Here is a 17,549-nt window from a genome sequence, read left to right as displayed (position 1 = left end):
TAACCAAATCGAGTTCCCAGTAATACCCTTTGAGATCTTAGTTTTTACTAAGATCTCTTTTTTTATTATCTTGTTACTCTCACCCAAAAAGACAATTAGACTCAGCCATTCTTCGGCCTTGCCCCAGTTTGTCTCATTGAGTGACTCAATACGGTAGTTTGACTCTGTTTACCCCCCAAATCATCTGATTTTTATGGCATTTATTTTGCGTAGTCATAGCGTGTTCAATTACGGCAATCAGTATGACCTCGGGCAAAATTTCCCAAACAGTATCTAATCCTTCATTCAACCGTTTACTCGGTGAAACCAGTGGCGCTTTTGCCGACTTAGGCACTTTTTTACCTTTAGTGCTAGGGCTAATTGCCCTCAATCAATTTTCGCCCCAAGGGATATTTTTGGGGTTTGGTCTATTCGCTATTCTCAGCGCGCTGTTTTACCGTCGCCCGATTCCGGTACAACCGATGAAAGTCATCGCTGCACTGGTGATCGCTCAGGGCTTAACCCCAGGCATGTTGCAGGCAAGCGCCATGTTAATGGGCATTATCCTGTTAATTCTCGCCTTTAGCGGCGCCATCACTTGGTTAGCCAAACAGTTATCACAAGCTGTGAGTGTTGGCATTCAACTCGCCATAGGTCTGCAACTGATGTGGATGGGCACTAAGATGATGAGTGAATTTTGGCTGGTTGGCGTGGGGGCATTTGTACTGTTATTTATCAGTAAATTTTTGCCGCTGCGCTACCTTGCCATGCCCTTAGTCATAGCAGCGGGGATGATTTGGCAAGCAAGTACACAAACTAATTTAGCCACTAACTTTGATATTCAAGCAATGACAGCGCCATTTCAATTAGCGTGGCCGACATCAGTTGAATGGACCTCTGCCGCCGTTTTGTTGGTTTTGCCACAACTGGCTCTCACCTTAACCAATGCAGTGATTGCTACATCTGTAATGGCGCAGGAGAAATTCCCTGAAGATGCCGCCAAACTCACGCCCAAAAACTTCGCCATTAGCTCAGGTCTTGCCAACTTATTGCTCGCGCCCTTTGGTGCCTCGGCCATGTGCCACGGTGCGGGCGGACTCGCGGTGCAATACCATTTTGGCGCCCGCACTTATCTGGCGCCGTTAATTTTTGGCAGTACGTGCTTAATGATAGCCCTGTGCTGGGGTACTAATATCGCTTGGCTATTAAGCCTTATTCCTATGGCAATCCTCGGCAGTTTACTGACCACTGCGGGGCTACAATTAGCATGGTCGAAACGCTTAATCGATGGTAAGCCCTTCTGTATCTTTGTGATTTTATCAACCGCTGTGACTTGCCTCGCTATCAACGCCGCTGCGGGACTTGCCGTGGGGATAATTCTGGAGCAAGGTCGCCGCACTTGGGCCATGCTGGCCATGCGTTAATCACTTCCGACTTGCTGTAATAAGGGTTCCCAAAAACAAAAAGCGCGTTATACAACGCGCTTTTTGTTAACCATTCAAACCTCTTCTAACAAAGCTACAGCAGGCTAAAATGTTCTTGCAGGATTGGTCGGTGTGTCCTTTTGCGCCAGCGCCCATTTAGCAATGGCATCTTTACGCATAAAGCCTACGTTAGTGTGACCTTTAGCGTACTGAATAAACTTATCTAAAGCGGTCACAAGTCCAGGAGCGCCACCAATACGGTCGTGCACACTGATCGACATCATCCGTCGCTGCGTCGAACCTTCTTGATAGAGCATATCGAACTCATCCTTTAGTTCCTGTAAAAAGGCCGCGGCCGTCATAGCTGTGTTGCCACCAAAACGTCCGATATCATTGTTACGTAAAGTGTAAGGCACAACCGCAAAAGGCTTATTTCCTACAGGGATAATTGAAGGCTCGTCCCGCGATAGGTCATCGATATGATAAATAAAACCTAAGTCCTGCAAAATATTGAGGGTTTGAGTGCTGTGGCGCATCCAAAAGGCATTAAAACCTAAGGGGCGCTGACCTGTGATCCTTTGCAGCGTCTCAATACTCGCCACATAGGAGGCGCGTTCCTCTGCTGGCGACATGCTGTATTGTGGCGTCCACGTTTGTCCGTGACCCGAAATCTCATGCCCCTCATCTGCAACTTGTTTGGCAAGTTGAGGATGTAGCTCGGCGGCGCGCCCAACCATGTGAGAAGTCACCTTGATATTGTGCTTACGCCACAAGCGCAGCAGCCTTGGAATGCCTTCGTTCATACCGTAATCGTACCAAGTCGGGGTGATGGTATCTGGGTAGCCCTTTTCCATCGGCGGAAACGGCCCTTCGGCATTTTTATCTTGAGCACCTGCTTCAAACTGCATTGAGATTGAAATCACTAACTGCTCACCACTTGGCCAAAATATTTTGTTCATCCCACTGCCACCTGAACTTTTGGAGTCATTTTCTAAGGTATCTAATGATGGTAAACCAATAGCAAGCGCCGTTTGGCTTAGGCCGAACCCAGCAGCGATGGCGCCACCTGCCATTAAAAATCGTCGACGTTGATTCATGATTGAGTCCCTGCAGCTAATTGAGAAAATAGCGTTTGATAATCTTCGAGGTGCCAGTTATCTGTGATGAAACCATCCCGTACTCGATACATGTCAACAGCACGAAAATCGATTTTCTGCCCTTGGCCTTTTTGCTCACCAAAGACACCAGTAAAGCGGCCATTAAAACGCAGACGTACCACTGCACGATCGCCAACTATTAGCAAATGCTCAACTGAAACAGAGAGATCGGGGACCGCCGCCCTAAATGCCTTTGAGGCTTCGAGTGACCCCGTGATTCCCTGTGCGCGGCCAGCGGGCAGAGTACGGTCGATAAAACCAGTCGCCAATGCGCCGTGGGCAAAACTTGCATCGCCCGTGTGCCAAAAACTGGCATATAACAAAGTGGCGCGGGCGATAGCTTGTGCCTGCGGTGATTCATCAGAAATCGTTTCCATTGCCGCTACTTTTGGCACTAACGCCGCTCGCACTTTAGCACTATCCTGTGTTGTTGCCCCTTGAGCGGCTAACGCATCCATGCTCAGACTTGCTAAGCTAAAACCCACAATAGCGATACCTATAAAGCCTGAAAACCATAGACTTAAGCTGAGCCAAGCGGGTAAGCGTTGAACATACAAAGTGTTAACCCGATCCATTATGCCACCTCATCGTCAGCGGATCGGATGACGGCTCTCAATGCTTCGTTGTGTGTAGGATAATCGGTATAACCCGCCGCACTACCGCCAAACAAGGGCCCTTTGTCGAATGCAGATAAAGGCAATTGATGCATTAAACGGTAAGGCAAATCAGGATTCGCAATAAAAGGTCGACCGAAGGCAACTAAGTCAGCATAACCGTTATCAATCACTTCATTGGCACGCGCCACATCATAGCGACCCGCAACAATAATGCTGCCCTTAAAGACTTTGCGCAACTCGACTCTAAAGGACTCTGGCACCTGCGGCGCATCATCCCAATCCGCCTCTGAAAGATGTAAATATGCCACGCCCAATGCCGATAAATGCTTAGCCGCTAACAGAATAGTGTCTACAATTTCAGGACACGCCATATCTTTAAACGTCACGTAAGGGGCGAGGCGAACCCCGACTTTATCGGCACCAATTTTCGCACTCACGGCTTGGACAATTTCGAGTAAAAAACGAATGCGATTTTCCTGAGAACCGCCGTAGGCATCAGTTCTGTGGTTTGAATTGGTGCGTAAAAACTGGTCAATCAGATAACCATTGCCGCCGTGAATTTCGATGCCATCAAAACCTGCCGCAACCGCATTCACTCCCGCCTGTGCAAAATCGGCCACAACGCGGTCGATATCGGCTTGCACCATAGCCCTAGGTTCTGAGCAATCCACCATTTGCCCTTCAGGATGCGCTTCATCCACAATCCATACTTTAGTGCCAACGGGCGCAATAGCTGATGGCGCAATCGGGGCATTACCCTGCTGAAAAATCGGGTGCGATACACGGCCAACATGCCAAATTTGATTGAAGATTTTACCACCAGCCTGATGCACTGCCGCTGTGACTTTTTTCCAGCCCTCAATTTGCTCAGCGGTATACACGCCCGGCGTAAATGAATAACCTTGGCTGTCATCGGAGATTTGTGTCGCTTCTGTGATGATTAACCCCGCCGAGGCGCGCTGGGCATAATATTGCGCCATCAGATCATTCGGAATATTGCCTGGCTGCGTAGTACGCGCCCGAGTCATAGGGGCCATCACAATGCGATTGTTTAATGCCAGTGACGCTAATTTATAAGACATGAATAGACTCATACACACTCCGAACCAGAAATTAAGATGAAACATCAGTGGTGCAATTGTGCATTAGTTAATCTATATTGATAATCAGGCTATTATTAAAATCATTTTCAAAAATAATTTGATATGTATCATTTAAACGATCTGCAATTAGCGCTGCGTATCGCAGCCTTAGAGAGTCTCTCGGCAGCCAGTAAAGAAATAGGCATGACGCCGGCAGCGGCAAGTGCCGCGCTGCAAAGATTAGAGAAAAAGCTAGGATGTCAGCTATTTGCTCGCTCGACGCGGCGCTTACAGCTCACAGAAGAAGGGCGGATCTTTCTCGATTCGGCGAAACCCGCACTGGCGATTCTCGAAACTGCCAGCGCCAATTTAGCAGAACACAGGGGTGAGCTTAAGGGCGAAGTACGCCTCGCGTTACCTTCGGATATTGGTCGCAGCCAGATCCGTGCTTGGCTCGATGAATTGATGGACAGCGCCCCAGAACTGACAGTGCAGCTGTATTTTGGCGATCATATGACAGACTTAATCGACCAAAATATCCATTTGGCTTTGCGCTATGGTCAGCTTGACGACTCAAACCTTAAAAGGCGTCAGCTCGCCATGACCCCAAGGGTACTGGTCGCCTCACCCGCTTATCTGGCACAACACGGCACACCAAGCACGCTAAATGAACTTAGCCAACACGCAGTACTGATCTTAAATCGCGGCGGTGAGCCGTGGCAGAAATGGAAGTTAAGTCATAACGGCGCACCCGTTGAAATCGAAGTCAGGGGCCAACGTTTCTGTAACGATGGCGCAGTGATCCGCGACTGGGCACTCTCAGGTCGTGGAATTGCCTATAAGAGTTGGCTCGATGTGGCGCAAGATGTGACCGAAGGCAGACTCCACTTAGTGCTAGCCGATAAAATAGCCCCGCCGATCCCACTGCAATTGGTATACCTACAAACCGATTATCCCAGCCATAAGATCCGTCGCACCATAGAGTTTTTAGTAGAAAAGCTTGGTCAGTTCGCCCAAAACTATCCACTGCCCTAAATTGCAAACGTCCAAAGTATCCGAATAGAAAACCACGATAAACAAGTGGTCATGTGAAGAAAATAACCACCATCAAGTCGTTGCTAGATGATAGAAAACTAAAAGTAAATATGCCTTATAGGTTTAATGTCGTTGAGATGATGTAGTACCTGTGTCAACCAAAATGTAAGGCCAGAACACTCGAAATCAACGTCACTAATAATGCAAACGTAATGATAAAGCTAAAACGATATCAAGCAATTACCACCAAAGTTGTATAAAAACCACTACCCTGTCAAAACAAATTCCTATAGCATCATTCACACCAATTAACATCGTCGTAGCAGCCAAGTCGAACAAGTGATTTATGTCTCGCAAACAACGCTACACATTAATACTCAGACGTTAAGTGAAAGCATTAATTCGAATATGGATAAGAAAGCGAAGAAAATATTATTCTCCACCTACTGGAAAAATGGATGGATAGACTCAAAAGATAGACTTTTATCTGATGGAGATTTTGAGTACGCAAAGTCACAAGGATTGATGTTTGATCCGATTTCGATTTCTCATGATGACTGCATAGATACCATTGCAAAAGTAGTAAAAACAATATCCAGAGCACAAATTGCTAAAGGTTTTTTAAGTAGCCTGACAACTCGCCGCTTAGACTTAAGATCTTCTTTATCATCCTATTCAATTGCCAAAAATATCCCAGAGCATAAATATACACCCGTTATATCCGGCACTTCATATTCCGACGGAAAACCAACTTCACACTCCTACACCTGCGGTGTATGCCGAGACAGCAAATACGGGATAAGGGGCAGTCACAACTATAACAACACAGATATAAACGTATTGAATTTCGAGCGTATCAAATGGGGTGGTGTCCGTCATGGCGATATTTTATATACATATTTTGACTTAAACCAATTTATAAATACGGATATCCCTGACCCAACTGATGAAGACTTAAATTGTTTCAAAGAAATATTAAGCACTATCGAAAGTTCGGAACCTACTGATTATCCCAGTGCCCTTGAAAAAAGATTGGCTAAGGTCGTAAAGTCCAGTAAAGCAGAAAGGCAGGTATTAATAGAAATTTTAGCCAGTATTGGAGTGTTACGACCAAGGAACTACGATCGCCCTTCTAAAGGCAAAAATGACTGGGTGTTCGCTGAGTATTGGCGAGGTGAAGATAAATACTGCCATAAAACTGTCGATGAATATTTTGGTAAATATCTACAGTTATGAATGAAGTGGATCAGAGATCAAGCGAAGGCTTTTCCATCCCAAAACTAACCGCAAATAAGGCGCGGGAATGACTCGCTGTATCACAAAAGGTGCGTAATGCGTTTAGAATTAACTCTCAAGAACATGTTGGATAAAATTGAATCTTTAGATTGGAAGTGGGATGTATATATACCTTCTAATAAAGAAATTAATGACTCGATATTATGTCTTGTACTTGACGATGACACTGAAGAAGATCGTGGTAGTGATGATGAACCAATTTACCCAACATCTATTGGTTATAAAAGCTTCTTAAGTGTGTCAGATTTGCAAAGTATTAAGAGTAATTTGCTGCAACAAAATTCTGAAGCTAGGCTAAATGAATTAATTAGTGCAGCAAAATATTATTATGAAAATGATGCTTTTATTAATATTAACCGCTAACCAATAAAAGCTGTCGGATGCTCCGCTAATGCGCACATTAAGGGTTACTCATAAGTGTATAACCCTATCCCTTGGGAAGCACGACTGTCACCACACAGCCCTGTTGCCAAGGCAGTAAAGCTTGCGTGGATTGCTGACAGTTTTCGATTTGAATGCTGCCGTGATGGCGGGTGACCACATCCTTACAGATGGCTAAGCCAAGCCCTAATCCCGCATCTTTGGTTGAGGCAAAAGATGCCATCAACTCACTCGCCTGCCCCTGTAGCCCTTCGCCATTATCAATAACTAACACTTTGATTTCATTTGGATGATAATAGATATCGATCCATAATTGACGCACACGATTATCGCCGCAGGTTTCTAACGCATCTAAGCTATTTTTTACTAAATTGACCCACATTTGGCTTAAACCAACGCTATCGCCCATCAGTTCAAAGGGCTCACCCTGCACTCGCACATTCACTTGCACATTGGCGCGGTCTAGCTCGCGCCGCAACAGAGCTAAAGCTTCTTTCACCACTGGCACTATATCTAAAGGTTCGGCCTTGGCCTGACGCCGCTTGAGTAAACCGCGAATACGATGCACAACCGCTCCAGCGCGAATCGACTGCGCATTAATTTTACCGAGTACATCATAGAGTTCCGGATTATCTTGCCCAAGCCTTTCCAATTGCAGCATGGCGCCTTCGCTGTATTGGGTAATCGCCGCTATGGGTTGATTGAGTTCGTGCGCAAGACCCGCGCCAATTTCCCCCAGAATTGCCGCACTTTGCAGCCGCTCAAGCTGCAATGCCTTGTCCTTTAATTGGCGCTCAGTGCTGACTAAAAACTCACTTTTCTGGCGAAATTTATATTCAAGCCACAGGTGATAAATGGTGGAAATAATGAAAATTAACAACAGTGCGCCGCCCCACTCTTTATTTTTTGCCATCCATTTATATACGGTTTGATAGAGTGGCGGCGATGCACCTTGCAGTTGCAACTCCTTAAATAACTCAATCACTTTCAACTGACTCACGGGTGCAGTCCAGCCCAAGGTATCGGCGGTAATTGCTGCAATATGATCGGCGGGTAAATCGAATAAGGCACGGGTAATCGCCATCGTCAACTTAGGAGAAACCGTATCCGCCGCAGCGAATGACCAGTTTGGGTATAACTGAGTGCTCACCTCGCAATCATATCCTGCAGGCGTGGCAGGATGGATAACCCGATAATCACCCTGATTAACAAGACCCGTTGCGATCATTTCCTCTAAGGTACAAAAAGGCGCTATTGCGGCGTCGGCACTGCCGTCTCTGACTTGATAGATAAGCGGTTCTAACGGGAAACCGAGGAAGCGCACTTGCCCAAAAAACTGTTCGGGTAAAAACCCCATTTTATGCAGTAACCCCATGGCCGCTTGATACCCTCCCAAAGCCTGCGGATCACTGGCGACCACATTGCGCCCGCGCAAATCCTGCAAGGTACGGATAGGGCTGTCGGCGCGGACAATAATGGTCGCGCCTATGGTAAAAGTGCTGCCTTGATGCTTACGGCTCTTCATTGTCGCAAGCCAAGACAGCGGGAAATTGTTACTTAGATGTAGATATTGCCCAGGGTTAGTGACGATAAACTGCAAATCATGCTCAAGTAACTGACTACGCATGCCATTAAAATCCACAGGCACGACTTCAAAATGACTATTAGGCACTTGCTCACTGAGGTAATCCATCATGGGTTGCCAACGCTGCTTGGCCTGTAACACGCCATGATTTGCCAGCACTCCGACTCTAAAATGGTTCAATTCTGTCGCTTCGTTGGCATAGGACGGATTAAGCCCAATAACACTCAGCAAGAATCCCATCAATATCGCTTTACACCAAGAGTCAATCGTCATCGCCTCTATTACCCACTCTTATATGCCATTGTCATGGAACGACTTTAGCTCGCAGATAAAAATCAAGCTGTGAAATGCCGCCAAACTCTGGTTTATGCCCAGAGGGAATCGGCTAATTTAGTGATGTATCTCCCAAGACCTAGGCTTAAAATTGAGCCCACTCTGCACCCAGCTTAAGCTGATAGCATGCTTACCGCCCTACAAGGAACACCATGTCGATAAAATTGCCACTCTATCTAGTCGATGACGATGAAGCGATTCTGGATTCACTGGGCTTTATGCTCGGACAATTTGGCTATCAAGTGCAAACCTTCAACAGCGGCCGCGACTTCCTTGAGCACTGTGCATTATCACAGGCGGGCTGCGTGATTTTAGATAGTCGAATGCCAGAAATCACCGGCCAAGAAGTGCAGCAAAAATTACTGGAAACCCACAGCCCGCTAGGCGTGATATTTCTCACTGGCCACGGTGATTTACCTATGGCGTTAAGCGCCTTTCGTAAGGGGGCCTGCGATTTTTTTCAAAAACCAGTGTCCGGCAAGGCATTAGTACAAGCGATTGAAAAGGCGCAGCGTGAAAGCCAAGCGGCCTTCGAGCAGCAAAGTCTGCAGCATAAGTTTGACCAACTGACTGAGCGCGAACAGCAAGTGTTAGCCCATGTGATCCAAGGCATGACTAACAAGCAAATCTCGGAGGCGATGTTTTTGTCCCTGCGCACGATTGAAGTGCACCGCGCAAAAATCATGAAAAAGCTCGAAGTGAACAATATGGCAGAGCTAGTGCAACACTTAGGCAATCTGAATTCTGTCTTATAAGTCAATCACCCGTGGTCACTATAAAATCGTTAAGCCTTCTCGCCACGCATAAGGATTTAACCGTTAAACCCTTTTTACCCCGACCATTCAAGATACCGTAACTACACAGTTTTCATCCAGCCTGCGACAAGCTGTCGCAGTTTGCGCATTTGGCTTTGTTAAATATCGTATCAACCCGCACAATCAAGCCATAGGTTCCTTCCTTTGTGCCCCGCAGGCGCTCAAGAAATCCACTGCTTTTTGAACCTCCACCCGAGGGTAACTATGCCCTCGGGGATTTTTTTCTTCCATCCGCGAATACCTTCCTCCAAGATAATAACTAGAGTAGAAATGGAACGATCCAATTCTAGTTCCGTCTGCAAAGCAGTTATATACTTACCAACCGTCTCAAATAATAAGAATCATGGAAGAGCGAATGTTCAAACCTTTAATATTACTCAGCTTTAGCACCTTAGTCTTGGCCAGTATGAGTGGCTGCGTTGGGCCGCTTAATTCAAAATGTGATACAAATTCCCCCTACAGCAAACAAGAATGCAATGCAGCCGACGCCGCAGTTTATGTTGCGGCGGCCATATTGGAAGGCCCAGATAAAGGTCAAACGTGTAACGATATGTCGGGCAAAGCAAAACAAGACTGCCTAGCTCAACAACAAGCACTGAAAGAATCATTAGAGAAACACGCTCGAAAATAGCATTAAGGAAGATGAATGAAAGCCTCCGTTTTTATTGCCGCGACCCTCGACGGTTATATCGCAACGCCCAATGGGGATATCGACTTTTTAAATCAGCACCCCAGTACTAATCCCGATGAAGACTTTGGTTATCATGCCTTTATCGACACTATCGATGCGATTGTAATGGGACGAAAAAGTTTTGAAAAAGTCCTCTCCTTCGATTGTGATTGGCCCTATATGAATATCCCAGTGTTTGTATTAAGTCGCAGCGGTGTAACAGTACCGTCGGCGTTAAGTGAGCACGTGCAAGTGCTAAATGGCGATGCAGCAAGCATTAGCGAGCAACTCAAAACCCGTGGCTTTAAGCATCTCTATATCGATGGCGGCCAAACAATCCAAGGCTTTTTAGCGGCAGGGCTAATTCAGGAACTCACGCTCACTCGCATCCCCACTTTACTGGGTAAAGGTATTCCACTCTTTGGCGACTTAGCTCAAGCGATTCAATTAATGCCAATTCACACGCAGCAGTACGACAATGGCTACGTACAAACCCGCTATCGTGTTATAGACAAAATGGCTTTATAAGCCGTTTACATTCGGCTGATTGTATTGAAGGGTGAAGTGATGGCTTACCATCTTGCTGCATAACCATGTAACAGCAATGTTAAACAACTAAATATTATCAATGGCTTACTGATTGCAAATCAAAGTTCCGTTAGAATATTGTCCTCTAACAAATAGGTGAGCAATATGAGTCGTTTGCAGTCATCGAAGGGTTTTACATTAATTGAGCTGGTTGTGGTCATTATCATCCTTGGGATCTTGGCCGTCGTCGCAGCACCACGGTTTTTAAACCTAGGCCAAGATGCTCACGATGCCAGAGCCAAAACCACATTTGCGGCCTTTACCTCTGGTGTTAAGCTTTATCACAGTTGCTGGCTTGCGGGCGGTCACTCAGGTTATACCCAAGATCTCGCCTGTTATGGTGATGGAAAACTCGACTCGACCACCACTGGATTTCCACTGGGAATAGAGACTGCAACCGCTGATGCCGGTGCTAAATTGCAGGGCGATTATTGTGGTCAGTTATGGCAAGGTCTTTTGGCTAATAATGAATTTGTCATTGCCGATCAATACTCTTGGCGCACAGTTCCCAATGTCGACATTGTTTACTGGTATGGTGCCGTCGACATAAAAGATCCCAATGCTTACTGCATTTTCAATTATGTCTCGGACGATCGCAGCTTCGGCAGTGAAAACTGGGATCTTAAATACTATCCCTTCGATGGCCGCACTATTGTAGGTCGATCCACCCTTTCCCAATAAGCGCTTATTTTTATTGCTAAAGGAGCGCGAAAGATCGCAAACTCCTTTGGCATTTGCCGCGATTACTTGAATTATTGTCATCCATCCCCATATATATCCCATCATCCACCGCAACTTTTGCTGCGGGCCAGAAGAGGATTCATTGTGACCACTATCGTATCAGTACGCCGTAATAATCAAGTTGTCATCGCCGGCGATGGCCAAGTCTCCCTAGGCAATACCGTCATGAAAGGTAACGCCAAAAAAGTGCGTCGCTTATATCACAACAAGGTACTGGCAGGTTTTGCAGGCGGCACCGCCGATGCTTTCACCCTATTCGAGCGTTTCGAAGCAAAACTCGAAATGCACCAAGGCCATTTATTGCGCTCGGCCGTTGAGCTCGCCAAAGATTGGCGTACCGACCGTATGCTGCGTAAACTCGAAGCCCTGTTAGTCGTGGCCGATGCGGAAACCTCGCTGATCATCACAGGTAATGGTGATGTCGTTCAGCCAGAACACGACTTAGTCGCCATTGGTTCAGGCGGCAACTATGCCCAAGCGGCGGCCCTTGCACTATTGCAAAATACTGAGCTGTCAGCCCTAGAAATCGCCGAAAAATCCCTGACTATTGCTGCGGATATCTGCGTATTCACCAATCAATTCAAAACGATTGAAGAACTCAATTACTAAACAGCCCGTGAGGAATATTATGTCTGAAATGACCCCCCGTGAGATTGTCCACGAGCTGGATGCACACATTATTGGCCAACAAAAGGCCAAACGTTCTGTTGCTGTCGCCCTGCGCAACCGCTGGCGCCGGATGCAACTTGACGCGGATTTCCGTCAAGAAGTCACCCCAAAAAATATTCTGATGATTGGCCCAACGGGCGTTGGTAAAACTGAAATTGCCCGCCGTTTAGCCAAACTGGCGAACGCGCCTTTTATCAAGGTCGAAGCCACTAAATACACTGAAGTGGGTTATGTCGGTAAGGAAGTCGAGCAAATCATCCGCGACTTGACCGATATCGCCATCAAGCTGACCCGCGAGCAGCAAATGGGCAAATGTCGCCAACGCGCCGAAGAAAATGCCGAAGAGCGCATTCTGGATGCCCTGTTGCCTAAGCCAAAAAACGACTGGGAAAGCACTGAAACCGATTCCAACTCAAATACCCGTCAAGTCTTCCGCAAAAAACTACGCGAAGGCCAATTAGACGATAAAGAAATCGATATCGATGTGGCCCAACCGCAAATTGGTGTTGAAATCATGTCGCCTCCAGGCATGGAAGAAATGACCAACCAGCTGCAAAGTCTGTTTAAAAACATGGGCCAAGCACCAGCAAAACGTCGCAAGATGAAGATCAAAGAAGCCTTTAAGCTATTGATCGAAGAAGAAGCCGCCAAACTGGTCAATCAAGAAGATTTAAAAGAACAAGCCATTGAAATGGTTGAGCAACACGGCATAGTGTTCCTCGACGAAATCGACAAAATCTGTAAGCGCGGCGAAACCTCAGGCCCCGACGTTTCCCGTGAAGGCGTGCAACGTGACTTACTGCCGCTCATCGAAGGCTGCACTGTTACCACAAAACACGGCATGGTAAAAACCGACCACATACTGTTTATCGCCTCTGGCGCATTCCAGATGTCTAAACCGTCTGATTTAATTCCTGAATTACAGGGTCGTTTACCGATCCGTGTCGAGTTAGATGCATTATCAGCCAATGATTTTAAACGCATTCTAACCGAGCCACACGCCTCGCTCACCGAGCAATATATCGCGCTGATGGGCACAGAAGGCGTGAAAGTTGAATTCAGCGAATCGGGTATCGACAGCATTGCGAAAGCCGCATGGCAAGTGAACGAGCGCACCGAAAACATCGGCGCCCGTCGTTTACACACTGTGATGGAAAGGCTGATGGAAGATATCTCCTACGAGGCATCGGAAAAATCGGGCTCCGCCTTTGTTATCGACGCCGACTATGTCAGCGCCCACTTAGACAACTTAGTCCAAGACGAAGATCTCAGCCGCTTTATCCTCTAGTACTAAACCGTTCACCGCCAAGCTCAAACGACTTGGCGGTGAACGACTCAACTGCAAAAGTGTGACTTAAACGAAAAAGCCTGACCAAGGCTCTCGCTTACCCTTTGTATCCTTGGCCGCGAGTGGTTACATTAGTCAGGTGTTATTTTAATGAGTCGTTATCCTATCCTTAGCATTTTCTTGGTAGCCAACCTATGACCACAGCAACGCCCAATGTCACCGATCTTAAACTGAAACGTAAATCGCGCATTCTAGAAATCAGTTTCGATAATGGTGAGCAATATCAGCTCAGCTGCGAGATGCTCAGAGTCTACTCGCCCTCGGCCGAAGTGCATGGTCACGGTAATCCAAAGCTGGTCACCCACAAGAAAAACGTCAACATCAGCGCCATAGAACCCGTCGGTAATTACGCAGTGAAAATCGTCTTCGATGACGGCCACGACACAGGCCTATTCTCGTGGAAAGTACTCTACGATCTCGCCACCCACCAAGTGGATCTATGGGAAAAATACCTCGCCCGCCTACGCGCCGAAAAAGCCTCACGCGAACCGCTGATTGCGATGAATATAAAGTACAACTAGTACGTTAGGTAAATAGACGCTTAATTGTGGGATGTAAACTCTAGAAACAGAGAATTTAACAATGGGTAGCTTGTGAAGCTGTGACTTCTCTTACTGACTTGAGTATCAAAGGAAAGACCATGTCGGAAAAAATCCCCTGCCAAGAATGTAAAACCTTAATCCTTCCGAGTACCGCCGAGAAAAATGAGGGTTTATGCATGCCCTGCAAAAATGGCATACGTGCAAATCTCGAGCGTGCGAAGGAATACTACCAACAAGAGCGTGAACTCGATAAAACCTGTCCCTTTCGAGCCTTTTGGCGAGATCTTGTTGTAAGGGTACATAACAAAGAACAAGGTTTTTATACGCTTAGACCAGAGGAACAAAACTACTATGCGGTGAACTGCTTATCTGGCGAAGTCTATAATGGTGGATTTATTCAATATTTCGACAACTCTTCAGGTGAGCATTACGCCTTCGCTGAGCGTGGACTTATCCAAATGGGAGCAAGCCACTCGTTAAACTTATTGCACCAAGCAAAACAGGCCGTGTTTGGCGAAAAGCCAGTACCAATAGACAGAGATCGTCGTTTAGCCGCAACCGATAACCAAGACCTGTACAGCGTACTCGATAAGCTCGATGACGAGTTTTATAAAGATCTAGATGATCTCGATGCCAAGCTTGAAAGCTACGCCCTTGATTACGGACTGGTAAATAACACTTAACTGGCGATTGTCGGTAATCACTTAAAGATAAAGGCTATCCTTGGCAGAAATAAGCATAATTGAGCCTATCTTGCTGACCCCATACCGCAGTCCAGCCATTCACATCACTCATGTAAGCGAAATAAATGGATTGCGTTTTAAGACAAACATCTTGAAATGGCGCTTTATTCTGATTAATAAAATGCGCCGACCTAACCAACACATCGGTACAAACGTCTTCATCCTCCACTAACCAAATAAAATCATCACGCCATTCATCCAACGCTATCGCCGCCTCTGGGGAATAGAGTCTCAACTTATCTTGCGCGAGTTCCATTTGCTCGGGAGTCACAGAACATGAAACCGCCAACTTATCGAATACACCTGAGCCGCCAGCCCAAAAAGACAAATCAAATTCCAACCTATCCTCTAGCGGCGTAAAACCCAATAAATTTTCGATAATCATCAAACTTTTAGCTAAATCGGCATCAGGTCTTTGATAACGCTTTTCAATCCCATCATATTCCCGCATACAAACTAAGCTCCTGCTGCGTTAAGTGACACATTAAAATTGAGTAACATACTATAAAATAATAACTTTTTTAACAATGTACCCAACGATTAAGACTATTACGCCAGTGACTCGCCGACTTTGATTTAAAAATAAGTTATCCCTAAACGCTCGATGACGCCATTTGCAGCATAAGTAAGCGCGAACACCGCGATCACATGGTCAAGGATAATAGAATGAAAATTATCAGGCCTACCATTTTAAATCAGCAACTTCATCAAGTAAGGTCTGTGATTTAAACCGTCCCTGCTAAAAGCGGCCTGTACAGTTATCTTCTTGATTTGCTTGTCTTGCTATTAGCTCATTCAAACATCGCACTCTTTTGAAAACTTAGGCATGAAATATCGCATAATCGGCTGACCTCATGCGCCTCAACTAGCTCTCCTTAAACGGATTTTTGCGTTAACTCATCGCCTTTAAACAACTTATGCCACTGCTCAAGTACTTCGCGGTCAGTCCAACGATTGGCACTGTCGATATCGGCTGGCAACACCACATGCAGATAATTCGACATCACCGCAAAGGCTGCAACATTGATAGAAAAAACGGCTTCAAGTTCAAACAGTAGTGACTCAACCCAACTACGGCGATGGTCATAATTTTTCCCAGAATAGGCATCATCGCCACATAAAAAAGCACGCCGCACAACGCGGCTATAGCAATGGTAATAGGGAATGTCTTCAAGGCTTATTGAGTTCTGAGAGGACGCGGCATATAAACCTCCTTGTTTAATGCTTATAGTCGGAGGTTAACTACCACGCCATTTAAGCTGGGTGTCTTGAAAACAGCTTCTTTGTAGGCAACCTGAAAGTGCATTATATTGTTGCTCTAAAATGGATGGCCAGATTTATTATTTGCCCTGCATATGTGATAAAACAGTTAAACCTTCGCTGGAAACAAATCTTAGAAATGGAGTATTGTCAGTGACAACGAGAACGGAATTACTCAATAAATTAAGCGCCTTATCGACCGCCGATCCAGAGCACTGTCCTGTAGTGACATTAAATGAGTACTTTTTAGAAAACGAAGATGAAGAGTCTATCGCACCCAATAATTGGGGTTATGGTCGACCATCCATCAAAGAAATCTATCGTTGCTTGAAAGAAATCGAACATAGGTCAGATGTGCAAGGTGTTTATGTTGGGATGCACGATGAATGGTCCGAAGCACTTGAGGATGATGAGCTATGGCCTGCAGCTGAGAACATTCATATTCTTACCTGTGCGCCTCTGGCGGAAGTGGAAGAATGGATTGAAGGAATCGCGGCAGATGGAATGGGGACAGGCTGGCCCTATGGCGAGCATCAACTATCTCCTAAGCCGTATGCTGGCTATCATGTCTATACTGTATATTGGGATTAGTGGTTAGCTATCTCACTGTTTATGTGAATTTTATTGCATCAGACAACCCCAAAACATCGGTCTAGGCCGATGTTTTTATATCTAAGGATACCAACCTCATTTTTGTATTATAAAACGTGCTCCACCAGCCTTATTATATGAATTAGCTCGTGTTATTTAGACTCCCATTGTTAAATTTTAAAAATGGAGTGTTAGTACTCTTTTTAAATACTAACAAACAACACTAAAACTTCAGAAGTTCACCTTCACCTGCGAAGTTGCTGAAGGGCGTTGAAGAAAATCGCATGAGCGAGGCATGGATGCCGAGTTAGCTTTCGGATTCTTTATTTAATTAATAGGGATGTACCACCGTAAGCGTTAGCGATTTTGAATAAGCACGAAGCCCTGCTTATAAATAAAGAGTTAATGCATGTAACTTCGCTAGGGTGAGTGCTGCGAAACAGCGGTACAAACGAGAGCCAAGGATGACGAACTGGCAGTTAGACATGGACGTTGTTCGGCAAGGGCTCTTGATTGAAAATCAATGGGGAAGCCCCACGACTTTGACTTTGCTTTAAAAGCTATCAAACCAAGCTTAGATAAACCTCCTTGTCGAAATCACGACAAATACCCAGCCTTGTGATCCTCACAGCAACCCAATTCGTAATGTCAGGCAATATCCCATCGCGAAATGCTTAACCGCGAAAGTCATTC

The 17,549-nt window shown here is 45.9% G+C and carries 18 protein-coding genes and 1 pseudogene; 13 read left to right on the top strand and 6 right to left on the bottom strand.

Annotation, left to right across the window (positions count from 1 at the left end; all coding sequences use genetic code 11):
- Positions 1-242: 242 nt before the first annotated feature.
- Positions 243-1,403 (top strand): putative sulfate/molybdate transporter, encoded by a 1,161-nt coding sequence (locus AAA952_RS11060; protein WP_263167648.1) that lies wholly within the window; start codon positions 243-245, stop codon positions 1,401-1,403.
- A 104-nt stretch (positions 1,404-1,507) separates the two neighbouring features.
- Here the strand turns inward: AAA952_RS11060 and AAA952_RS11055 are convergent, their stop codons facing one another.
- The 3 genes from AAA952_RS11055 to AAA952_RS11045 are packed head-to-tail and all read right to left on the bottom strand — an operon-like array spanning position 1,508 to position 4,271.
- Positions 1,508-2,500 (bottom strand): polysaccharide deacetylase family protein, encoded by a 993-nt coding sequence (locus AAA952_RS11055; RefSeq protein ID WP_006087074.1) that lies wholly within the window; start codon positions 2,498-2,500, stop codon positions 1,508-1,510.
- The gene (locus AAA952_RS11050; protein ID WP_338257003.1) at positions 2,497-3,135 is read right to left on the bottom strand and encodes an ester cyclase; all 639 of its coding nucleotides are present in this window, start codon (positions 3,133-3,135) and stop codon (positions 2,497-2,499) included. Before AAA952_RS11050 ends, AAA952_RS11055 begins: the two co-directional genes overlap by 4 nt.
- Positions 3,135-4,271, bottom strand: a complete 1,137-nt coding sequence (locus AAA952_RS11045; RefSeq protein WP_338257001.1) for an alkene reductase — start codon at positions 4,269-4,271, stop codon at positions 3,135-3,137. The genes AAA952_RS11050 and AAA952_RS11045 overlap by 1 nt, the downstream gene beginning before the upstream one ends.
- 111 nt (positions 4,272-4,382) lie before the next feature.
- Here AAA952_RS11045 and AAA952_RS11040 point away from each other — a divergent pair, with 111 nt between their 5' ends.
- From AAA952_RS11040 to AAA952_RS11030, 3 genes are all read left to right on the top strand, one after another.
- Entirely contained in the window at positions 4,383-5,294 is a 912-nt protein-coding gene (locus AAA952_RS11040) for a LysR family transcriptional regulator (RefSeq protein WP_006087077.1), read from the top strand.
- Between the two features lie 408 nt (positions 5,295-5,702).
- Entirely contained in the window at positions 5,703-6,530 is an 828-nt protein-coding gene (locus AAA952_RS11035) for a hypothetical protein (protein WP_338256997.1), read from the top strand.
- 96 nt (positions 6,531-6,626) lie between these two features.
- Positions 6,627-6,953 carry a DUF7716 domain-containing protein gene (locus tag AAA952_RS11030; RefSeq protein WP_263147989.1) on the top strand — a complete coding sequence of 109 codons (327 nt, stop codon included), beginning with the start codon at positions 6,627-6,629 and terminating at the stop codon, positions 6,951-6,953.
- 64 nt (positions 6,954-7,017) lie between these two features.
- Here AAA952_RS11030 and AAA952_RS11025 read toward each other — a convergent pair whose 3' ends face one another.
- The gene (locus AAA952_RS11025) at positions 7,018-8,829 is read right to left on the bottom strand and encodes a sensor histidine kinase (RefSeq protein ID WP_338256994.1); all 1,812 of its coding nucleotides are present in this window, start codon (positions 8,827-8,829) and stop codon (positions 7,018-7,020) included.
- 212 nt (positions 8,830-9,041) lie between these two features.
- On the opposite strand from AAA952_RS11025, the gene AAA952_RS11020 reads away from it, so the two are divergent.
- The 8 genes from AAA952_RS11020 (at position 9,042) to AAA952_RS10985 (ending at position 14,945) form a co-directional block, all read left to right on the top strand.
- Positions 9,042-9,644, top strand: coding sequence for a response regulator transcription factor (locus AAA952_RS11020; protein WP_105251242.1), 603 nt, complete (start codon positions 9,042-9,044; stop codon positions 9,642-9,644).
- Positions 9,645-10,059: 415 nt separating this feature from the next.
- Positions 10,060-10,335: a hypothetical protein gene (locus AAA952_RS11015; protein ID WP_105251241.1), complete on the top strand. Its 276-nt coding sequence runs from the start codon at positions 10,060-10,062 to the stop codon at positions 10,333-10,335.
- 15 nt (positions 10,336-10,350) lie between these two features.
- Positions 10,351-10,902, top strand: coding sequence for a dihydrofolate reductase family protein (locus tag AAA952_RS11010; RefSeq protein WP_338256989.1), 552 nt, complete (start codon positions 10,351-10,353; stop codon positions 10,900-10,902).
- A gap of 165 nt (positions 10,903-11,067) precedes the next feature.
- Complete coding sequence (locus AAA952_RS11005; protein WP_219234484.1) at positions 11,068-11,643, top strand: type II secretion system protein; 576 nt, start codon at positions 11,068-11,070, stop codon at positions 11,641-11,643.
- A gap of 144 nt (positions 11,644-11,787) precedes the next feature.
- Positions 11,788-12,312, top strand: a complete 525-nt coding sequence (hslV, locus tag AAA952_RS11000; protein WP_006083300.1) for an ATP-dependent protease subunit HslV — start codon at positions 11,788-11,790, stop codon at positions 12,310-12,312.
- A 19-nt stretch (positions 12,313-12,331) separates the two neighbouring features.
- Positions 12,332-13,660, top strand: a complete 1,329-nt coding sequence (hslU, locus tag AAA952_RS10995; RefSeq protein ID WP_105251238.1) for an HslU--HslV peptidase ATPase subunit — start codon at positions 12,332-12,334, stop codon at positions 13,658-13,660.
- 194 nt (positions 13,661-13,854) lie between these two features.
- Entirely contained in the window at positions 13,855-14,241 is a 387-nt protein-coding gene (locus tag AAA952_RS10990; RefSeq protein WP_063883307.1) for a gamma-butyrobetaine hydroxylase-like domain-containing protein, read from the top strand.
- A gap of 119 nt (positions 14,242-14,360) precedes the next feature.
- The gene (locus AAA952_RS10985; protein ID WP_263164294.1) at positions 14,361-14,945 is read left to right on the top strand and encodes a DMP19 family protein; all 585 of its coding nucleotides are present in this window, start codon (positions 14,361-14,363) and stop codon (positions 14,943-14,945) included.
- A gap of 34 nt (positions 14,946-14,979) precedes the next feature.
- Here the strand turns inward: AAA952_RS10985 and AAA952_RS10980 are convergent, their stop codons facing one another.
- Both AAA952_RS10980 and AAA952_RS10975 read right to left on the bottom strand, forming a co-directional pair.
- Entirely contained in the window at positions 14,980-15,456 is a 477-nt protein-coding gene (locus AAA952_RS10980) for a hypothetical protein (protein ID WP_131523477.1), read from the bottom strand.
- Positions 15,457-15,747: 291 nt separating this feature from the next.
- Positions 15,748-16,209: pseudogene (locus tag AAA952_RS10975) on the bottom strand (transposase); the annotation flags it as partial.
- 209 nt (positions 16,210-16,418) lie between these two features.
- Here AAA952_RS10975 and AAA952_RS10970 point away from each other — a divergent pair.
- On the top strand, positions 16,419-16,856 hold the full coding sequence (locus AAA952_RS10970; protein ID WP_113940113.1) for a hypothetical protein: 438 nt from the start codon (positions 16,419-16,421) through the stop codon (positions 16,854-16,856).
- The last annotated feature ends 693 nt before the right edge of the window (positions 16,857-17,549 follow it).

The sequence above is a fragment of the Shewanella sp. M-Br genome, from assembly GCF_036245925.1.
Lineage (GTDB): Bacteria > Pseudomonadota > Gammaproteobacteria > Enterobacterales > Shewanellaceae > Shewanella > Shewanella oncorhynchi.
The sequence above is the reverse complement of the archived record's forward strand: the minus strand, read 5'-3'. Positions and strand labels throughout refer to the sequence as shown.